Origin of the sequence: Rhodococcus sp. NPDC019647, from assembly GCF_044389235.1 — a bacterium.
Lineage (GTDB): Bacteria > Actinomycetota > Actinomycetes > Mycobacteriales > Mycobacteriaceae > Rhodococcus_F > Rhodococcus_F oxybenzonivorans.
Genome location: NZ_JBIRXS010000022.1, coordinates 60,845 through 75,959 on the forward strand (window position 1 = coordinate 60,845; position 15,115 = coordinate 75,959).

Annotated in this window: 17 protein-coding genes, 1 tRNA gene and 1 pseudogene; 12 read left to right on the forward strand and 7 right to left on the reverse strand. The window is 65.4% G+C overall.

What is annotated here, in order from left to right; all coding sequences use genetic code 11:
* From ACH49N_RS28380 to ACH49N_RS28390, 3 genes are all read left to right on the forward strand, one after another.
* Complete coding sequence (locus ACH49N_RS28380; RefSeq protein WP_109327526.1) at window positions 1-687, forward strand: response regulator transcription factor; 687 nt, start codon at window positions 1-3, stop codon at window positions 685-687.
* Complete coding sequence (locus ACH49N_RS28385; RefSeq protein ID WP_358270837.1) at window positions 684-1,706, forward strand: HAMP domain-containing sensor histidine kinase; 1,023 nt, start codon at window positions 684-686, stop codon at window positions 1,704-1,706. Before ACH49N_RS28380 ends, ACH49N_RS28385 begins: the two co-directional genes overlap by 4 nt.
* 80 nt (window positions 1,707-1,786) lie before the next feature.
* A complete protein-coding gene (locus ACH49N_RS28390; protein ID WP_358270836.1) occupies window positions 1,787-3,274 on the forward strand; it encodes a DUF4173 domain-containing protein in 1,488 nt (495 codons plus the stop codon).
* 4 nt (window positions 3,275-3,278) lie between these two features.
* Here ACH49N_RS28390 and ACH49N_RS28395 read toward each other — a convergent pair whose 3' ends face one another.
* The 4 genes and pseudogenes from ACH49N_RS28395 to ACH49N_RS28410 form a co-directional block, all read right to left on the reverse strand.
* Entirely contained in the window at window positions 3,279-4,601 is a 1,323-nt protein-coding gene (locus tag ACH49N_RS28395) for a DUF222 domain-containing protein (RefSeq protein WP_358270834.1), read from the reverse strand.
* A gap of 48 nt (window positions 4,602-4,649) precedes the next feature.
* Window positions 4,650-4,781 (reverse strand): hypothetical protein, encoded by a 132-nt coding sequence (locus ACH49N_RS28400; RefSeq protein WP_358270832.1) that lies wholly within the window; start codon window positions 4,779-4,781, stop codon window positions 4,650-4,652.
* 3 nt (window positions 4,782-4,784) lie between these two features.
* Window positions 4,785-5,099 (reverse strand): hypothetical protein, encoded by a 315-nt coding sequence (locus ACH49N_RS28405; RefSeq protein WP_236603394.1) that lies wholly within the window; start codon window positions 5,097-5,099, stop codon window positions 4,785-4,787.
* Between the two features lie 138 nt (window positions 5,100-5,237).
* Window positions 5,238-5,369: pseudogene (locus ACH49N_RS28410) on the reverse strand (TetR/AcrR family transcriptional regulator); the annotation flags it as partial.
* A gap of 169 nt (window positions 5,370-5,538) precedes the next feature.
* Here ACH49N_RS28410 and ACH49N_RS28415 point away from each other — a divergent pair.
* Complete coding sequence (locus ACH49N_RS28415; RefSeq protein WP_358270830.1) at window positions 5,539-6,123, forward strand: hypothetical protein; 585 nt, start codon at window positions 5,539-5,541, stop codon at window positions 6,121-6,123.
* 102 nt (window positions 6,124-6,225) lie between these two features.
* Window positions 6,226-6,567 carry a hypothetical protein gene (locus ACH49N_RS28420; RefSeq protein ID WP_358270828.1) on the forward strand — a complete coding sequence of 114 codons (342 nt, stop codon included), beginning with the start codon at window positions 6,226-6,228 and terminating at the stop codon, window positions 6,565-6,567.
* Between the two features lie 3 nt (window positions 6,568-6,570).
* Here the strand turns inward: ACH49N_RS28420 and ACH49N_RS28425 are convergent.
* Both ACH49N_RS28425 and ACH49N_RS28430 read right to left on the reverse strand, forming a co-directional pair.
* Window positions 6,571-6,643, reverse strand: a tRNA-Arg gene (locus ACH49N_RS28425).
* Window positions 6,644-6,755: 112 nt separating this feature from the next.
* Entirely contained in the window at window positions 6,756-7,013 is a 258-nt protein-coding gene (locus tag ACH49N_RS28430; RefSeq protein ID WP_213573257.1) for a hypothetical protein, read from the reverse strand.
* A gap of 204 nt (window positions 7,014-7,217) precedes the next feature.
* Between ACH49N_RS28430 and cycA the strand changes: the two genes are divergently transcribed.
* Both cycA and ACH49N_RS28440 read left to right on the forward strand, forming a co-directional pair.
* Window positions 7,218-8,696, forward strand: a complete 1,479-nt coding sequence (cycA, locus tag ACH49N_RS28435) for a D-serine/D-alanine/glycine transporter (RefSeq protein ID WP_358270826.1) — start codon at window positions 7,218-7,220, stop codon at window positions 8,694-8,696.
* Window positions 8,697-8,809: 113 nt separating this feature from the next.
* Window positions 8,810-9,604 (forward strand): M23 family metallopeptidase, encoded by a 795-nt coding sequence (locus ACH49N_RS28440; protein WP_358270824.1) that lies wholly within the window; start codon window positions 8,810-8,812, stop codon window positions 9,602-9,604.
* A gap of 3 nt (window positions 9,605-9,607) precedes the next feature.
* Here the strand turns inward: ACH49N_RS28440 and ACH49N_RS28445 are convergent, their stop codons facing one another.
* Window positions 9,608-9,868, reverse strand: a complete 261-nt coding sequence (locus ACH49N_RS28445) for a hypothetical protein (RefSeq protein ID WP_159919981.1) — start codon at window positions 9,866-9,868, stop codon at window positions 9,608-9,610.
* Between the two features lie 112 nt (window positions 9,869-9,980).
* Between ACH49N_RS28445 and ACH49N_RS28450 the strand changes: the two genes are divergently transcribed.
* The 5 genes from ACH49N_RS28450 to ACH49N_RS28470 all read left to right on the forward strand — a co-directional run bounded on the left by ACH49N_RS28450 (window position 9,981) and on the right by ACH49N_RS28470 (window position 15,111).
* A complete protein-coding gene (locus ACH49N_RS28450) occupies window positions 9,981-11,489 on the forward strand; it encodes a glutamate-cysteine ligase family protein (RefSeq protein WP_358270822.1) in 1,509 nt (502 codons plus the stop codon).
* 150 nt (window positions 11,490-11,639) lie between these two features.
* The gene (locus ACH49N_RS28455) at window positions 11,640-12,095 is read left to right on the forward strand and encodes an SRPBCC family protein (RefSeq protein WP_358270820.1); all 456 of its coding nucleotides are present in this window, start codon (window positions 11,640-11,642) and stop codon (window positions 12,093-12,095) included.
* A gap of 89 nt (window positions 12,096-12,184) precedes the next feature.
* Window positions 12,185-13,069: a universal stress protein gene (locus tag ACH49N_RS28460; RefSeq protein ID WP_358270818.1), complete on the forward strand. Its 885-nt coding sequence runs from the start codon at window positions 12,185-12,187 to the stop codon at window positions 13,067-13,069.
* A gap of 58 nt (window positions 13,070-13,127) precedes the next feature.
* Window positions 13,128-14,168, forward strand: a complete 1,041-nt coding sequence (locus ACH49N_RS28465; protein WP_109327549.1) for an LLM class F420-dependent oxidoreductase — start codon at window positions 13,128-13,130, stop codon at window positions 14,166-14,168.
* A gap of 55 nt (window positions 14,169-14,223) precedes the next feature.
* Window positions 14,224-15,111, forward strand: a complete 888-nt coding sequence (locus tag ACH49N_RS28470) for a universal stress protein (protein WP_250774904.1) — start codon at window positions 14,224-14,226, stop codon at window positions 15,109-15,111.
* Window positions 15,112-15,115: the final 4 nt, after the last annotated feature.

Sequence of the window (15,115 nt, forward strand, 5' to 3'; positions counted from 1 at the left end):
ATGAGCCAACGAAGAGTGCTCGTCGTCGACGACGAGGCGACGATCTGCGAGTCGGTAGCCGCCAGGTTGCGTGCCGAGGGCTTCGACGTCGTCACGGCGTCCGACGGTCCGGGTGCCGTGGCGGAATGCGAGGCCTCCGAACCGGACCTGCTCGTCCTGGATGTGATGCTGCCCGGATTCGACGGGCTCGAGGTCTGCAGGAGGGTGCAGGCCGCACGGCCGGTACCGGTGTTGATGCTCACCGCCCGAGCGGACGAAACAGACATGCTCATCGGACTCGGGGTGGGTGCCGACGACTACCTGAGCAAGCCATTCAGCATGCGGGTGCTCGTGGCCAGGGTGCACGCGCTCGTGCGCCGCGCCGAACGGGCCACCGAGGCCGCCTCCAGCGGACAGGCGGGGATGTCGGTGGGTGATCTCGAGGTGGATCTCGTCGAGCGACGGGTCCGGCGCGGTGACGACGAAATACACCTCACGAGGACGGAGTTCGACCTTCTCGCGCATTTCGCCTCTCGCCCACGGGCCGCCATCTCCCGGGAGTCGCTGCTCGCGGAGGTCTGGGGATGGGGTGACGTGGCCGGCAGCAGGACCGTCGACAGCCACGTCAAGGCCCTGCGCCGGAAACTCGGCGGCGACCTCATCCGCACGGTCCATGGTGTCGGTTACGCGCTGGACGTGCAGAAGTGAGCGCCGGTGACCGGGTCGGTGGCGGACGGATCGTCGACAGGTTGCCTCGACCGCTCGATCCTTTTCGGTCGTTCAAGGTCAAGACCGGGTTACTCGTGGTCGCGGCACTGTTCCTCGCCTCCCTGATGTTCTGGGTGACGGCGCGCTGGCCCTTCCGATACGCGCTCGCCCTGGCGATGCTGGTGTCGTTAGCAGTGACCCAGATCCTCGCGCACGGGATGACCTCGCCCCTGCGAGAGATGACGGCTGCGGCCCGCGCGATGGCGACGGGCGACTACTCCCGCCGGGTCCGGTCGACGTCGAGAGACGAAATCGGTGAACTGGCCCGCGCATTCAACTCCATGGCCGAGGATCTCGAGGCAGCCGACCGCTATCGCCGTGAATTGATCGGCAACGTCTCGCACGAGCTGCGCACACCGATTTCCGCACTGTCGGCACTGCTCGAGAACGTGGTCGACGGTGTAGAAGAACCCGATCCGGCTCGGATGCAGGTGGCACTCGATCAGACCGAGCGGCTTGGCCGGTTGGTCGCCGAACTTCTCGACCTGTCGCGCCTGGAAGAGGGTGCGGTGCAACTCGACCGCGAGCGGTTCCCGGTCCGGGACTTCCTCGGGGATGTGGTTCGTCAGGCGGTGGGACCGGCAGGACCACGGCGGGTGCAAGTGGACGTGCAGCCGTCCGGCCTCTGCGTCGATGCCGATGTCGCGCGACTCCACCAGGCGGTGACGAACCTCGTCGACAACGCTCTTCGGCACGGCTCCGCCCACACCCAGGTCGTAGTGCGCGGCCGCCCCGCTCCGGGTGGCGTGATCATCGAGGTGGAGGACGACGGCCCCGGGATCAGCCCCGGTGAGCGCTCCCGGGTATTCGAGCGTTTCACACGCGGGGGTTCCACGGATGGCGGGACCGGGCTCGGACTCGCGATCGCGCGCTGGGCGGTCGAATTGCACGACGGCCGCATCGAGGTCGTCGACACGGTGCGCGGCTGCTGCATCCGGGTGACCCTGCCCGCCGGTTGACACGAACACACCAGATACGGGACCCGCCGGTCCCGCGATGACGCCTGCCCGAATCCGGGTGATGCAACCAGGGAGGACACATGACAATCGCACCTGCCCAACCAGTTCGGCCACGGCGGACACGATGGTGGCCGGGGGGAGTGTGGCGACGCGACCGCACGTCGATCGCTCCCCGCGCGATCGTCCTCGCCGCCGTCGGAGCCGGCGTGGTCGCTGCTCTCACGCTCCACATCACGGTGGTCGGTCTGGGTTACCTGCTGACCGGTACCGCGATCGCACTGGCGGTCTTCGCGACGCGCAGGGTGAGACCCACAGCTGCGCAGGCAGTTGCAGTAGTCACTGCACTCGCCCTGCTCGCTGTGCTCAGTGTTCGGGGCGCCGGCTGGCTGGCCGCCGTGTGTGTAGCCCTCAGCTGGGTGGTCGGGTCCTTCGCCGTGGTCGGAGGTAGAACCTGGACGGGTCTGGCCGCCGGTTCGTTCGCGCTGTGGTTCACCCCACTGCGGGTGATTCGCTGGACACGACGCGGAGCCTCCCGCTGGAGTTCCGCCGAAAGAGTCTCGCTGCTCCGTGTTTTCGGCGTGGCCGCCGTCAGCGCGGTCCTCCTGCTGGTGTTCGGATCGCTGTTCGCCAGCGCCGATGCGAAGTTCGCCGAACTCCTCGAACAGGCGACACCCTCGGTGGAGGTGTCCAATCCGGTCGGCAGGCTCGTGCTCGGCACGCTCGTGTGCGGTGGGACGCTGGGTGCTGCCTATCTGCTGAGACGCACCCCACGGGTGGACGCACTCGCACCCGGTCCTGGTCGACCCGTTGCCCGCTGGGAGTGGGCTTTTCCACTCGCGCTGCTGAACTTGCTGTTCCTCGGTTTCGTCGCCGTGCAGTTGAGAGTGCTGTTCGGTGGGGACCGGCACGTGTTGACGACGGACGATCTCACGTACGCCGAGTACGCCCGGCAGGGCTTCTGGCAGTTGCTGGCCGTGACGGGGCTGACGCTGCTGGTGATGGCTGTTGCTCTCCGCAAGGCGGCGCGGAGGGAGGCGATCGACCGCACGCTGGTGCGAGTGCTGCTCGGCCTGCTCTGTGTTCTGACGCTCGTCATCGTGGCATCGGCGGTCGCCCGGATGTCGCTGTACGAGAGTCACTACGGGTACACGCAGCTGCGCCTGCTCGTTCTGGTGACCGAACTGTGGCTGGGATTGGTGTTCATACTCATGATCGTTGCGGGGCTGCGGTTGTCGGGGCGGTGGTTGCCTTGTGCGGTTCTGAGTTCGGCAGTGTGCGGGGTGCTCCTCCTCGCTGTGGTCGATCCGGACGCCTATATCGCGCAGAAGAACGTGGAACGCTTCGAGGAGACCGGACGCATCGATGTGAGCTACCTGAGGTCGTTGTCGGTCGATGCGGTTCCCGCTCTGGATCGACTGCCGGAGCCGGAACGCTCGTGTGCCCTGTATCGGCTCCAGCACGAGGTCGATGAAGGAGCCGAGTGGTACGAGTACAACGCAGCGCGGAACAGGGCCCGCGATCTGTTGGCCGCTCACCCTGTCGGGCGCTGTGATCGGGTCGCGTCGTAGATCGCTAGAACGGCGGATCGTCGCGTGCCGGACCTGACACGGGAATATGGGTGAGGTCGGGGACGGCTGGTGCGGATCGTCGTGTTCGGTGAAGTTCTATGAGGTAGTCGAGGTCATGCTCGGCGTGGGAGCGTCGGGTCATCAACGCCAGCGTCCGGTCGTGCCGCGATGTGCGAGCGGTACGGACGAGATGGACTGCGGCACCTTCGGGTTCGGTGCACATGGTTTCACCGTGTGGGGTGGTCCATTCGAGATGTCCGGCGCCGCTCTGTTTCACGGTCCACAGTCCTCGGGTTTTGAGGCGGTGGTGTCGTCGGCAGAGGCAGGCGAGATTCGAGTCGACGGTGAGACCACCATTTTCGGGATCGTCGTGGTCGAACGGAGTCGTATGGTCGAGGTCGCAGTGTCGGGCGGGCACCTGGCAGTTCGGGAAGCGGCACTGTCCGTCGCGGGTACGGATGCGGCGGGACTGCCCGGTGCCGGGTGAGTAAGTGGTGGCGCAGGTGTCGTTACGGATCAGGTCCTTCGGTACGCCCGGGTGTTTCACGATGGCACTGATGCCGAGGATGTGGCTGCCGTCGCCGGGTACGTCGTTCTCGGTGAGGACGTGGACGCGTTGGAAGACCCCGTCTGCGGCGAGAAGGCGGGCGGTGTCGGCGTCGATGGGCCCGTACCCGTCGAGGTAGGCAGGGGTTTCGTCCAACCCGAGCAGTGTTTCGGCGTTGATTACCACCTGGATCAGTGGTGCCCGACGGGTAGGAGAGGGCCTGGTTCGGGTGTGGCAGCCGACGTCCAGGCAGCGGCAGAGGAGTCTGCCGCTGCCGTCTGCGAGTGCGGTCAGGGCGTCGGCACGGCGTTGGGCGAGGGTTCGGGGGTCGCCGGTGCAGACGTCGTGAATGGCCATCTCACGTAGCCGCATCCCAATGGTGTGGGCGTCGGCCGCGGGGAGATGTCCGTCGACGAAGGATATGCCGTTCTCGGCGGGCCGCACCCGGACATCGCGGTCGGCGGCGGCAAGCTTCGTCCGGCGACGGAGACTGCCGGGATCGTGCTTGGCGATCAGCCGGCGGCAGCGGACTCGGAGCGTGGTGGGTGGCACGTTACGGCCCTCCAGCACTGCGGATTCGAGGATGTCGAGGGCGCTGTCGTTCACCCCGGTCAGCATGGCGGAGATGACGCGGGCCTGGGCGAGGTCGATCCGGCCGGTCGCGAACGCCTCGCGCGTACGGTGGAGACGGTGTCGTAATTCCAGTCCCAACTCGATCGACGCGGTGACCGTACCTTCATTCATGCCCAGTGCAGCGGACAGTTCGACTGCGGCGTGCATGCCGGAATGCGCGGGATTGATCCCACGTCGCTCGTCTTCGTTCGAGCACTAGTAGTAGTAGTCGGTGATGGCGTGGACCTGTGTGTACTGCGCCTGCGCGAGTTCGGCCTTCTGCTCTCGTAAGGCGTCGAGCGCCACGATGCCTGGTGGCGTCGCATCTAACTCGTTCTGTACCAACATCACTCACCCCCCGGTTGAATGTTCGTCGATACTACCTCCACCCTCCGACAAGTCCTGTAAGCCCGGGGCGAAGGACGCCAGCACTGTTTTGGTGATGTAGGACGCGGCGTCGCCCGGATCGACCCGTCCGGCACCGACTTCGGTTGCGGCGCAGTGCACGACACTGTGGAGAACGGCGGCCAACCACGACGTGGGCAGGTCGGTGCGGAACACGCCTTCGCTCCGACCGCGCTCGAGGAGCTCCCCCACGGGAACCAGCATCCCGTCGTGGGCGGCACGTATCTGTGCGGCGGGCAGGCTGCGTTCGGCGGCGGCCACCAGTGCACCGGCATCGGCAGTGAGTGACCAGGAACCGGCGACGAGCCGGTGTATGGCCTCCCGTGGATCACCGGTGAGGTCGATGACAGCAAGGGCGTGTTCGGCGGCGGTGAGTGCGCGCGTGACGACTGCGTCGACGAGGTCGGCGCGAGTCGGGAAGTGTCCGTAGAGCGTGACCCGCCCGACGCCGGCGGCTTTCGCGATGTCGCCGATGCTGGCGTCCGGGTCGGAGCTCAGACATGCGTGAGCTGCGTCGAGGATCGCTTCGATGTTGCGTTCCGCGTCCGCGCGGCGTCGGCCGGACTTCCTGGGTACCTCGCTGGTGCTCGTGGCTTCTCTTCCTCTTGTCGAACAGTTGTGTACAGGTTACGCTTCAAATAAGTTGAACATGCATGTTCAACTTGAGGACTTGATCGGCGACACGCGAGGGGAAGTCGATATGAGCACCACAGTCACACGGCACGCTCACCACCCGGACCGTTCCGTCCTGCAACGCTGGCCGACCCTGGCTGCCGTCGTATTCGCGATGTTCGTCATGTTCGATGGCAGCACCGATCTCGCGCCGGTCCTCGCCGCCGCCGCTCTCGTCTATCTAGGTGCCGCACTGCTGGGGCGCAGAAGCTCCGCGTGGCCGCTGTTCTTCGGGACGGTCGTAGTGATCACCGCGGGAAAACTGGCGGAGCGTGCCACGGACCTCGGCGTCGACGTCACGTGGGTGCTGTTGGGGTTCGGCGTCATCGGAATCGGCTACGCCGTGGGCCGAGCGGTCGTGGGGCACACGTTCCGGGTGCAGCCTGCGGTCCTGGCGATGGCCGCCTACGGTGCAGTGGCGGCCACGGCCGTCGTTGTCGCGCCCACGGTGGGGGCCTTCCTCGTCGGCTCCGGTCTGCTCGCTCATGCGGCGTGGGACCTTTACCACTACCGAGCGAATACGGTGGTCGACCGGTCCCTCGCGGAGTTCTGCGGTGTCCTCGACGCACTGCTCGGGCTGGCGGTCATCGGCATCGCATGCGCGGCACTCTGAGATGTGAGTAACTGTGCGTCACAACTAGTTTCGCTCACCGCTCGTTGGGGTCAAATTTCGCGCTCCGGTCCCCGGTGACCGCCGTCGCACTACACTCAGCGGATGAGAAATGCGATCGACGTTGCCCACGACTTGTCGCGGATCGCCGAGCCCTTCCTCGACGCCGGTGCCCGAAATCGGGTCGATGATTTCCTGGACATGGGTGAAGGACGCATCGCTGTCGAGACCATCCTGCGTGCTGCAGTTGCCGGCATGTTCACCATTCCGCGCCCGCTGCTGCACGAAGTGATGTCCTGCTTTCTGGTCGGCACCAACTCCGAGCAGGGCGGGGAGGACCTTCGCTCGCTGGTCGACGCCGCACTGCGACACAACCGAGGAGTCACAACAGATCGAGTCGCAACAGAGACGTCATCGCGCGTCCATTGCGAGCTGAGACTGGGCTGACAGTGCCCTCGGCAGGATTCGAACCTGCGACCTACCCTTTAGGAGAGGGTTGCTCTATCCCCTGAGCTACGAGGGCGCGTGTACACCCGTGGCGTACGCCGTGGTGAGTGTAGCGGGAATTGTGGTGAGCTCGCGATCCGGAGTGCAGAGTCGGCAACAAGATGTCCTGATGGAGCCATGCCCGGCAGTCAGGAGACGGCGTGCCGAGCGCGGGAGGTGGCGTTCCGGTAGTCGAGGCCGCAGACCCGCATGACCTGACCGAGCGTGAGGTACCCGTCCATGGTCGTGGCCTTCGCGAACTTGCCGTCGGCGCGCACGGCGACGGTCACGGTGGAGCGGTCGCAGTCGATGCGGGCGAGTTCGTACTCGTCCACACCGTTGCTCGCACGGGCGGCGGTCCGCACGGCGCCCTGTGCGTACGCGATCTCGATGAGGTCGTCGATCATGAACTCAGCTCCTGCCTCGGTAAGTTCTAGGAAGGTTAGCCTTAGCTGGGTGTGGCCTGTCAACCCCTGCGTCTGAAGACACTGCCCTCGAACGCGGGCCTCGAGGAAATCGCGCGTAACGTGACCCACGCTTTTGTGGGGTGCGTTTCTCGGGCGCCAGACCCCGAGGGCGCGGCACGTACGACGAAAGGGTTGCGGGTTTCCATGGCTGACCGAATCTCCTCGACGGGCGCGATCGGATCGGAATCGGGCGAAACTCCGTCCACCGGATCAGCGGAAGCACCGCATCTGTCGCGGCAGCTGGCCAACCGTCACATCCAGCTGATTGCGATCGGTGGAGCCATCGGCACGGGCCTCTTCATGGGCTCCGGCAAGACGATCTCGCTGGCAGGGCCGTCGGTGATCTTCGTGTACATGATCATCGGCTTCATGCTGTTCTTCGTCATGCGGGCGATGGGTGAACTTCTGCTCTCGAATCTGCAGTACAAGTCCTTCTCCGACTTCGCGGCAGACCTTCTCGGCCCGTGGGCCGGATTCTTCACCGGCTGGACGTACTGGTTCTGCTGGATCGTCACCGGAATCGCCGACATCATCGCCATCTCGGGTTACGTGCAGTACTGGTGGCCGGACCTGCAATTGTGGATTCCAGCGGTCGTCGCCATTGCAGCGTTGCTTCTGCTGAACCTCCCCACTGTGCGGGCGTTCGGCGAGACCGAGTTCTGGTTCGCTCTGATCAAGATCATCGCGATCGTCAGTCTCATCGTGGTCGGTCTCGTCATGGTGTTCGCCCACTTCACCGCCCCGAACGGTGCTCAGGCCGGCTTCGACAATCTGTGGAACGACGGTGGCATGTTCCCCACTGGCGCAATGGGTTTCGTCGCCGGATTCCAGATCGCGGTGTTCGCGTTCGTGGGCATAGAACTGGTCGGCACCACCGCGGCCGAAGCGAAAGATCCGGAGAAGAACCTTCCGAAGGCGATCAACTCCATCCCCATCCGCATTCTGTTGTTCTACGTGGTGTCGCTGATAGTGATCATCTCGGTCACGCCGTGGCGTGAGGTGGTTCCCGGTGAGAGTCCCTTCACGGCGATGTTCTCGCTCGCCGGTCTCGCGATCGCGGCGGGAGTGATCCAGTTCGTGGTGTTGACCTCGGCCGCGTCGTCGGCCAATTCGGGTATCTACTCGACGTCACGGATGGTTTACGGTCTCGCCCGCGAGGGTGACGCACCTGCCCGATTGGGCACGCTCAGCTCGCGCCGCGTGCCGGCCAACGCCTTGATGTTCTCGTGCACGTTCCTGCTGTCGGCCATCGCGCTTCTCTTCTCCGGCGATTCCGTGATCGAAGCTTTCACGACGGTGACGACCATCTCGTCCGTGCTCTTCATGTTCGTGTGGACAATGATTCTGGCCAGTTATCTGGTCTACCGGAAACGTCGGCCGGAACTGCACGAGGCGTCGGCGTTCAAGATGCCCGGCGGTGTGGTGATGTGCTGGGTGGTGCTGGGCTTCTTCGTGTTCCTGCTCTGGGCTCTGACGCAGGAAGAGGACACGCTCGAGGCCCTGCTCGTCACGCCCATCTGGTTCGTCGTGCTGGGTATCGCCTGGGCGGTGGTGCGGACGCGCGCCCCGCACAAGGCCCGCTATGCCGAATTCCGCGCCGAACTCGAACGGCGCAAAGCATAAAGATTCGGTCACGGTGGCGCTGACCTATATCGTTTTGTTACATTCGTCGCCAGACAGAGGAGCCCACCCCACACGGGGCGTGCTGCAATCCGACGACTGACGAGGTATCAACTGTGGGTTCCCACCACCGCTCGAACGGCAATTCGCTCCGATTCGAGATCGATCCGGACGCGGCGCGCGGGCGCCATCGCACTGCGCAGACCGGAGCGGGAGTGGGCGTGAAGGCAGCCACGGTTGCGGCGGCCACCGGCGCCCTCGTCGTCGGCGCAGCCCAGCTCGGAGCGGGCAGCGCGGCCGCTGCCCCGGCCGACTCGCACGCTGTCGAGCCGGCAGCCCCGCACACCGCTCCCGGCCTGCCCTTCGAGATTCCGGCGGGCGTCCTCCCTGCCGGCTTCGAATTGCCCACAGATTTGGGGGCCGCCGTCCAGAACTTCGGCGGACCCGACCTGGGGGCCCAGGCGCAGCAGTGGTTGAGCTCGGTCAACCCCGTCAAGCCGCACGCGGTGCAGCCGGTCTCGGGCACGCTGACCTCCAACTTCGGCTCGCGCTGGGGGGCGCACCACGGCGGCATCGACATCGCCGCTCCCATCGGTACACCCGTCCTTGCGGCCGCCGATGGTCAGGTCATCGACGCCGGCGCTGCGTCCGGTTTCGGCTTGTGGGTGCGGTTGCTTCATGACGACGGCACCGTGACGGTGTACGGGCACGTCAACGACTACACCGTCGCCGTCGGGCAGCGTGTCTCCGCCGGACAGCGGATCGCTCACGTGGGCAACCGTGGTCAGTCCACCGGCCCGCACCTGCATTTCGAGGTCCATGACGCCGCCGGCAACAAGGTCGATCCCGGCCGCTGGTTGAAGGAAAACGGCGTGGCTGTCACGTGGGGCGACGCCGGCGCCAACGCCTGAGTCTCATTCCGGCTCGAGATCCGGGTCGTTACGGAAGACGAGGGGCCCACCGTCGAGGGCTATCGCCCATCGGCGCGACACGGCCCAGTTGCGGCCGTAGGACTCGTCGGTGATGTCCTGGACACCGCCGAACTCGTCGACGATGACGCCCGTCTCGAGTGGCCACTCCTTCTCGGGTAGCTCGGGATCGACCGAATGGCGGGTCTTCACCCGCGTTCCCACGCTGAACTCTGGTTTCTTCCTCGAGTCGGTGTGAGGTGTCATCTCGGATCCTTCCGCTCACCAGCGTCTGGTTCGAGGTTATCCCGCCACCCCGGTCTCGTGCCGACCGAACGGATATGCTCGCGGAACCGAAGTCGCAGAGCAGAGGAGTGGCATGGGCCGCGAGGTCACCTCTCGGACATTCAGCCGAGCGGATCGACGTTTGTTCCGCCAGAAGGTACTGATGTGCGCCGACGCGCTCGAACGCATGCTGAAGGAAGGCGCTTTCCGGGACGACATCGATCCACCACGACCGATGCTGGGCATGGAGATCGAGTTCAATCTCGTGCACGCAGACATGACGCCGGCGATGTCCAACAATGCCGTGCTCGAGTCGATCGGCGACGACGCGGTGTTCCAGACCGAGCTGGGTCAGTTCAACGTGGAGATGAACGTCAAACCGGGGCCCCTTGTCGGTGACGGGACGTTCGAACTCGAGCGCACGCTGCGGGCATCACTGTCCGTCGTCGATGCCCGGATCCACCGCCACGACGCACAACTGGTCATGATCGGGATGCTGCCGACCCTCGAGCTCGAGCACCTGGATCGTGAGTGGATCTCGGCCAACCCTCGGTACGAACTGCTCAACGAGCAGATCTTCGCGGCACGTGGGGAGGACATCGAACTCGACCTCGAGGGTGTCGCTCTCGAAGGCCGTCCGCAGGAGCAACTTCGTGCCGACAGCAACTCTGTGGTTCCCGAGGCAGCGTGCACGTCACTGCAGCTGCATCTGCGAGTCGCACCCGAAGAGTTCGCTGCACACTGGAATGCTGCGCAGTGCCTCGCAGGTGCACAGGTCGCGCTGGCAGCCAACTCGCCGTTTCTCGCGGGGAAGGCGCTGTGGCACGAATCGCGCATACCGATCTTCGAGCAGGCCACCGATACCCGACCCCTCGAGCTCAAGAATCAGGGCGTCCGGCCACGGGTGTGGTTCGGGGAACGGTGGATCTCGTCGGTCTTCGACCTGTTCGAGGAGAACTCCCGGTACTTTCCGGCACTTCTTCCGGAGGTGACGGATGTCGACCCCGCGGCCGAACTGGACGCCGGCCGCATTCCCGACCTGAGTGAACTGCAAATGCACAACGGCACCATCTATCGCTGGAATCGTCCCGTCTACGACTGTGCCGACGGCAAACCGCACCTGCGGATCGAGAACCGGGTGTTGCCTGCCGGCCCCACCGTGCTGGACATCATGGCCAACGCGGCCTTCTACTACGGCGCATTGCGAGGACTGGTCGAAGCCGATCAGCCCGTATGGACGCGGATGTCGTTCGACGCGGCGGAGGAAAACCTACGTGCCGGTGCCCAGCACGGCATGGATGCCCAGATGTACTGGCCGGGCGTCGGCACGCTGGGCGCGGACGAGTTGGTACTGCGGAGGCTGCTGCCGATCGCCGACCAGGGACTGGCAGCCTTCGGCCTGTCACAGAAAGCGCGGGACCGCTACCTCAGCGTCATCGAGGGCCGATGCCTCACCCGGCAGACAGGGGCGGCGTGGCAGCGCGCGCAGGTAGTTCGTCACGAGGACGCCGGGATGAACCGGCGGGACGCCCTCGCCGCCATGATGCGTCAGTACGTCGAGAACATGCGTGACGGGAGCCCTGTCCACACGTGGCGGGTGTGAACCGCGGACGGTGACGGATCTGTCCGTCGACGGCCGTCGCTCGGTGCTTCGGTGCGCTAACCATGGGTGACACCGGCGTGGCGCGGGAGGACGATGAAAACGGACCGGTCTTATTTCATCGGGTCCATTCATCTGCCATCCGTACAAGGAATGATTGCCATGCCGGTTACCGAGCAGTCCGTCGTTATCGCCCGCCCTCCCTCGGAAGTCTGGAACTATCTGACCGTCGCGGAGAATTGGCCCTCGTGGGAAGCGTCGATCGTCGAATGCGAGCAGCTCACCGATGGGGACCCTGGGGTAGGCACCCGCTGGCGCGGAGCAACGCGGATCCTGGGTAAGCGATTCGACTGGGTCAGCGAGTTCGTCGAATATCAGCCGGCGAAAGCCGGTGTGACCAAGTCGGTGGAGGGCCAGATCGGGTTCACAGCATCAACGAGACTCGAAGAGGTCGACGGCGGCACCCTGTTCACCTATCGCGTCGACAGCGAAAGTGGTCTCGGAGGCATCTTCGGCAAGTTGGCAGACCCCATCGTCAACAAGGCGTACTCCCGCACGGTGCGGGCGAGTCTGGACAACCTCGCCGACCTGCTCACCACCGACAGCTGATCTCGGGAACGCGCCCCCAGACGTCGACAAAACATGTTTGCCACCAACCCCTTTGGGGGCGCTGGGGTACCTGGTAATAGTCTGGAGGCATGAGCGCACGGGACCGCAACAGTGTCGTCGTCGGGGTCGACGGGTCGAACAGCTCCAAGGCTGCGGTGCGAATGGCGGCTGAACTGGCCACCGAACGCGGATTGAATCTGAAGATCATCCACGCGCTCGATTTCGCCCCGTACGGTTTCGGTGGGCCCTACATGGACTCGGGGGGCGTGTACGAGTGGGTCGAGGCGAGCGGGAAAACGATCCTCGCCGAAGCGCAGGAACAGGCGTACGTGGTCAACCCCATCATTGACGTCTGCACCGAGCTGTCCATCGGCAGCAGTGCGCAGTGGCTCGTCGAGCTCTCCGAAAGCGCGCGGATGGTGGTGGTCGGCGCGTCGGGGTCGGGGGCTGCGGCCACGGCCCTGCTCGGCAATACCGCGATCAACGTCACCAGTCACGCGCATTGCCCGGTCGTGGTGGTACGCGGTGACGCGCACTCCGGCGGCCCGGTCGTGGTCGGGGTCGACGGGAGTCGCACCAGTGAACGCGCCATCGCCGTGGGCTTTCACGAGGCCTCGTTGCGGAACGCGGCGCTGGTGGCCGTCCACGTCTGGAGCGACCTCGGCCCGATGACCTTCGACGACCCCCGCAACGCCGCGCTGGTGCCCGCCGGCCTCGAGGAGGACGAGCGGGCAGTGCTCGCCGAGCGACTCGCCGGCTGGCAGGAAAAGTACCCTGACGTGCAGGTCTCCCGGAAGGTCTACGTCGACAACCCGCGAGCCCGTCTGCTCGGATGGTCGAAGAAGGCGCAGCTCGTGGTGGTCGGCAGCCGCGGCCGGGGCGGGTTCACCGGGATGCTGCTCGGCTCCACCAGTAACAGCCTGGTGTGCGGCGCCCATTGTCCCGTCGTCGTCGTGAGGCCTGAACGCCCCTGACGCCATCGGCGGCAGTAGTGTGCTGAGTTAGAGAAGAACGCCAGGATTGGGGAGCGACGTGCGCATCGGTATGGGCTTGAACTACAGCGGCGGATTCGCCGAAACGGTCGAAGAGGTCGCAGACCTGGAGAGGGCGGGCCTCGACATCGCGTTCGTGCCCGAGGCCTACTCGTTCGACGCGGTGAGCCAGCTCGGCTACCTGGCCGCCAAGACGTCCACGCTCGAACTGGCCTCGGGGATCTTCCAGATCTACACCCGTACGCCGAGCCTGACCGCCATGACGGCCGCCGGTCTCGACTTTGTATCCAACGGACGCTTCGTGATGGGTCTGGGCGCGTCGGGCCCACAGGTGATCGAGGGTTTCCACGGCGTCAAGTACGACGCACCGCTCGGCCGCACTCGTGAGGTCGTCGAAATCTGTCGTCAGGTGTGGCGTCGTGAGAAGGTTCAGTTCCAGGGCAAGTACTACCAGGTGCCGCTTCCTGCGGATAAGGGCACAGGCCTCGGCAAGCCGCTCAAGATCATCAATCATCCTGTGCGTGAGCGCATTCCGATCATCATCGCCTCGCTCGGCCCCAAGAACGTCGAGCTGACGGCCGAGATCGCGGAGGGCTGGGAGCCGATCTTCTACTACCCGGAGAAGGCGGCGAGTGTATGGGGCGAGCCACTGGCCAAGGGTAAGGCGAAGCGCGACCCCAGCCTGGGTGAACTGCAGGTTTATGCGTCGCCGGCGCTCGCTATCGGTGAAGACGTGGAGCACATGCTCGACTGGGTTCGCCCGAGTCTCGCGCTGTACATCGGCGGCATGGGTGCCAAGGGCAAGAACTTCTACAACGACCTCGCGGTCCGGTACGGCTACGAGAAAGAAGCCGAGACGATCCAGGATCTCTATCTTGCAGGCAAGAAGGACGAGGCCACCGCGGCGGTGCCCGACGAACTCGTCCGGGCCGTCTCGCTGATCGGACCGGAGAGTTACGTGGCGGAGCGCGTCGCGGCGTTCGCCGAGTCCGGCGTCACCACCCTCACCGTGTCGCCGCTGGCCGCCGACCGAGCCGGCCGCGTCGAGTTGGTCGAGAAGCTGCGCAAGATCTGCGGGTAACCGAACCACCGAATTGCCGTGCCTGGTAGCAGGTGTGAAGGAGGGGAAGGCAATCATGACCGGACATAAGCCGATCATCGTGGGTGTCGACGGATCCGAGTCGGCGTCCGCTGCCGTCGTGTGGGCGGCCAGGACTGCAGCTGCGCTGTCCCTGCCACTGCACATCGTGACGGTGGTGCATATCCCCGCCTTCTACTACACCGAGCCCTATCTGGCCGAGAGCTTCAAGGAAGAGCTGGCCGACACTGCCAAGGCCCGCCTCGGCAGTGCCCGCGTGCTGGCCAAGCAGACCGTGGACGGCACCCTCGACATCACCACCGAGCAGCACGAGGGCAAGGTGAGTCAGACGCTGATCGCCCTGTCTGCCGACGCGCACATGGTGGTGCTCGGCTCGCGCGGGCACGGTGAGTTCACCGGGTTGCTGGTCGGTTCCACCACATCCTCGGTGGCGGCCCACGCGCAGTGCCCGCTGGTGGTGGTGCGTGGCCGCACACTCGACGGGCGGCCGCCCACCGAAGGTCCGATCGTTGTCGGCGTCGACGGTTCGGAAAGCAGCAAGGCGGCAGTGGACGTCGCCTTCGCGCAGGCGTCGGCGATGTCGTCGACGTTGGTCGCGGTCAACGTGTGGAGTGACGTCAGCGTTCAGCCTTCGCTCGGTGCAAGCCCGGACGACCCTTTGTGGGGGGGTATTCAAACCGGGGAAGAGGTAGTACTTTCCGAGCGGCTCGCCGGCTTCCAGGAGCGGTATCCCGACGTCACGGTCGAACGCGTCGTCGCGCGGGATCGTCCAGTGCGTGTCCTCAGCGAATTCGCCGAGAAGGCGCAGCTCGTCGTGGTCGGCAGCCGTGGGCGCGGCGGCTTCACGGGTATGCTGCTCGGTTCCACCAGCAATGCCCTGATGCATACCGCCGACTGTCCGGTGATGATCGTGCGGGAACAGTAGCAAG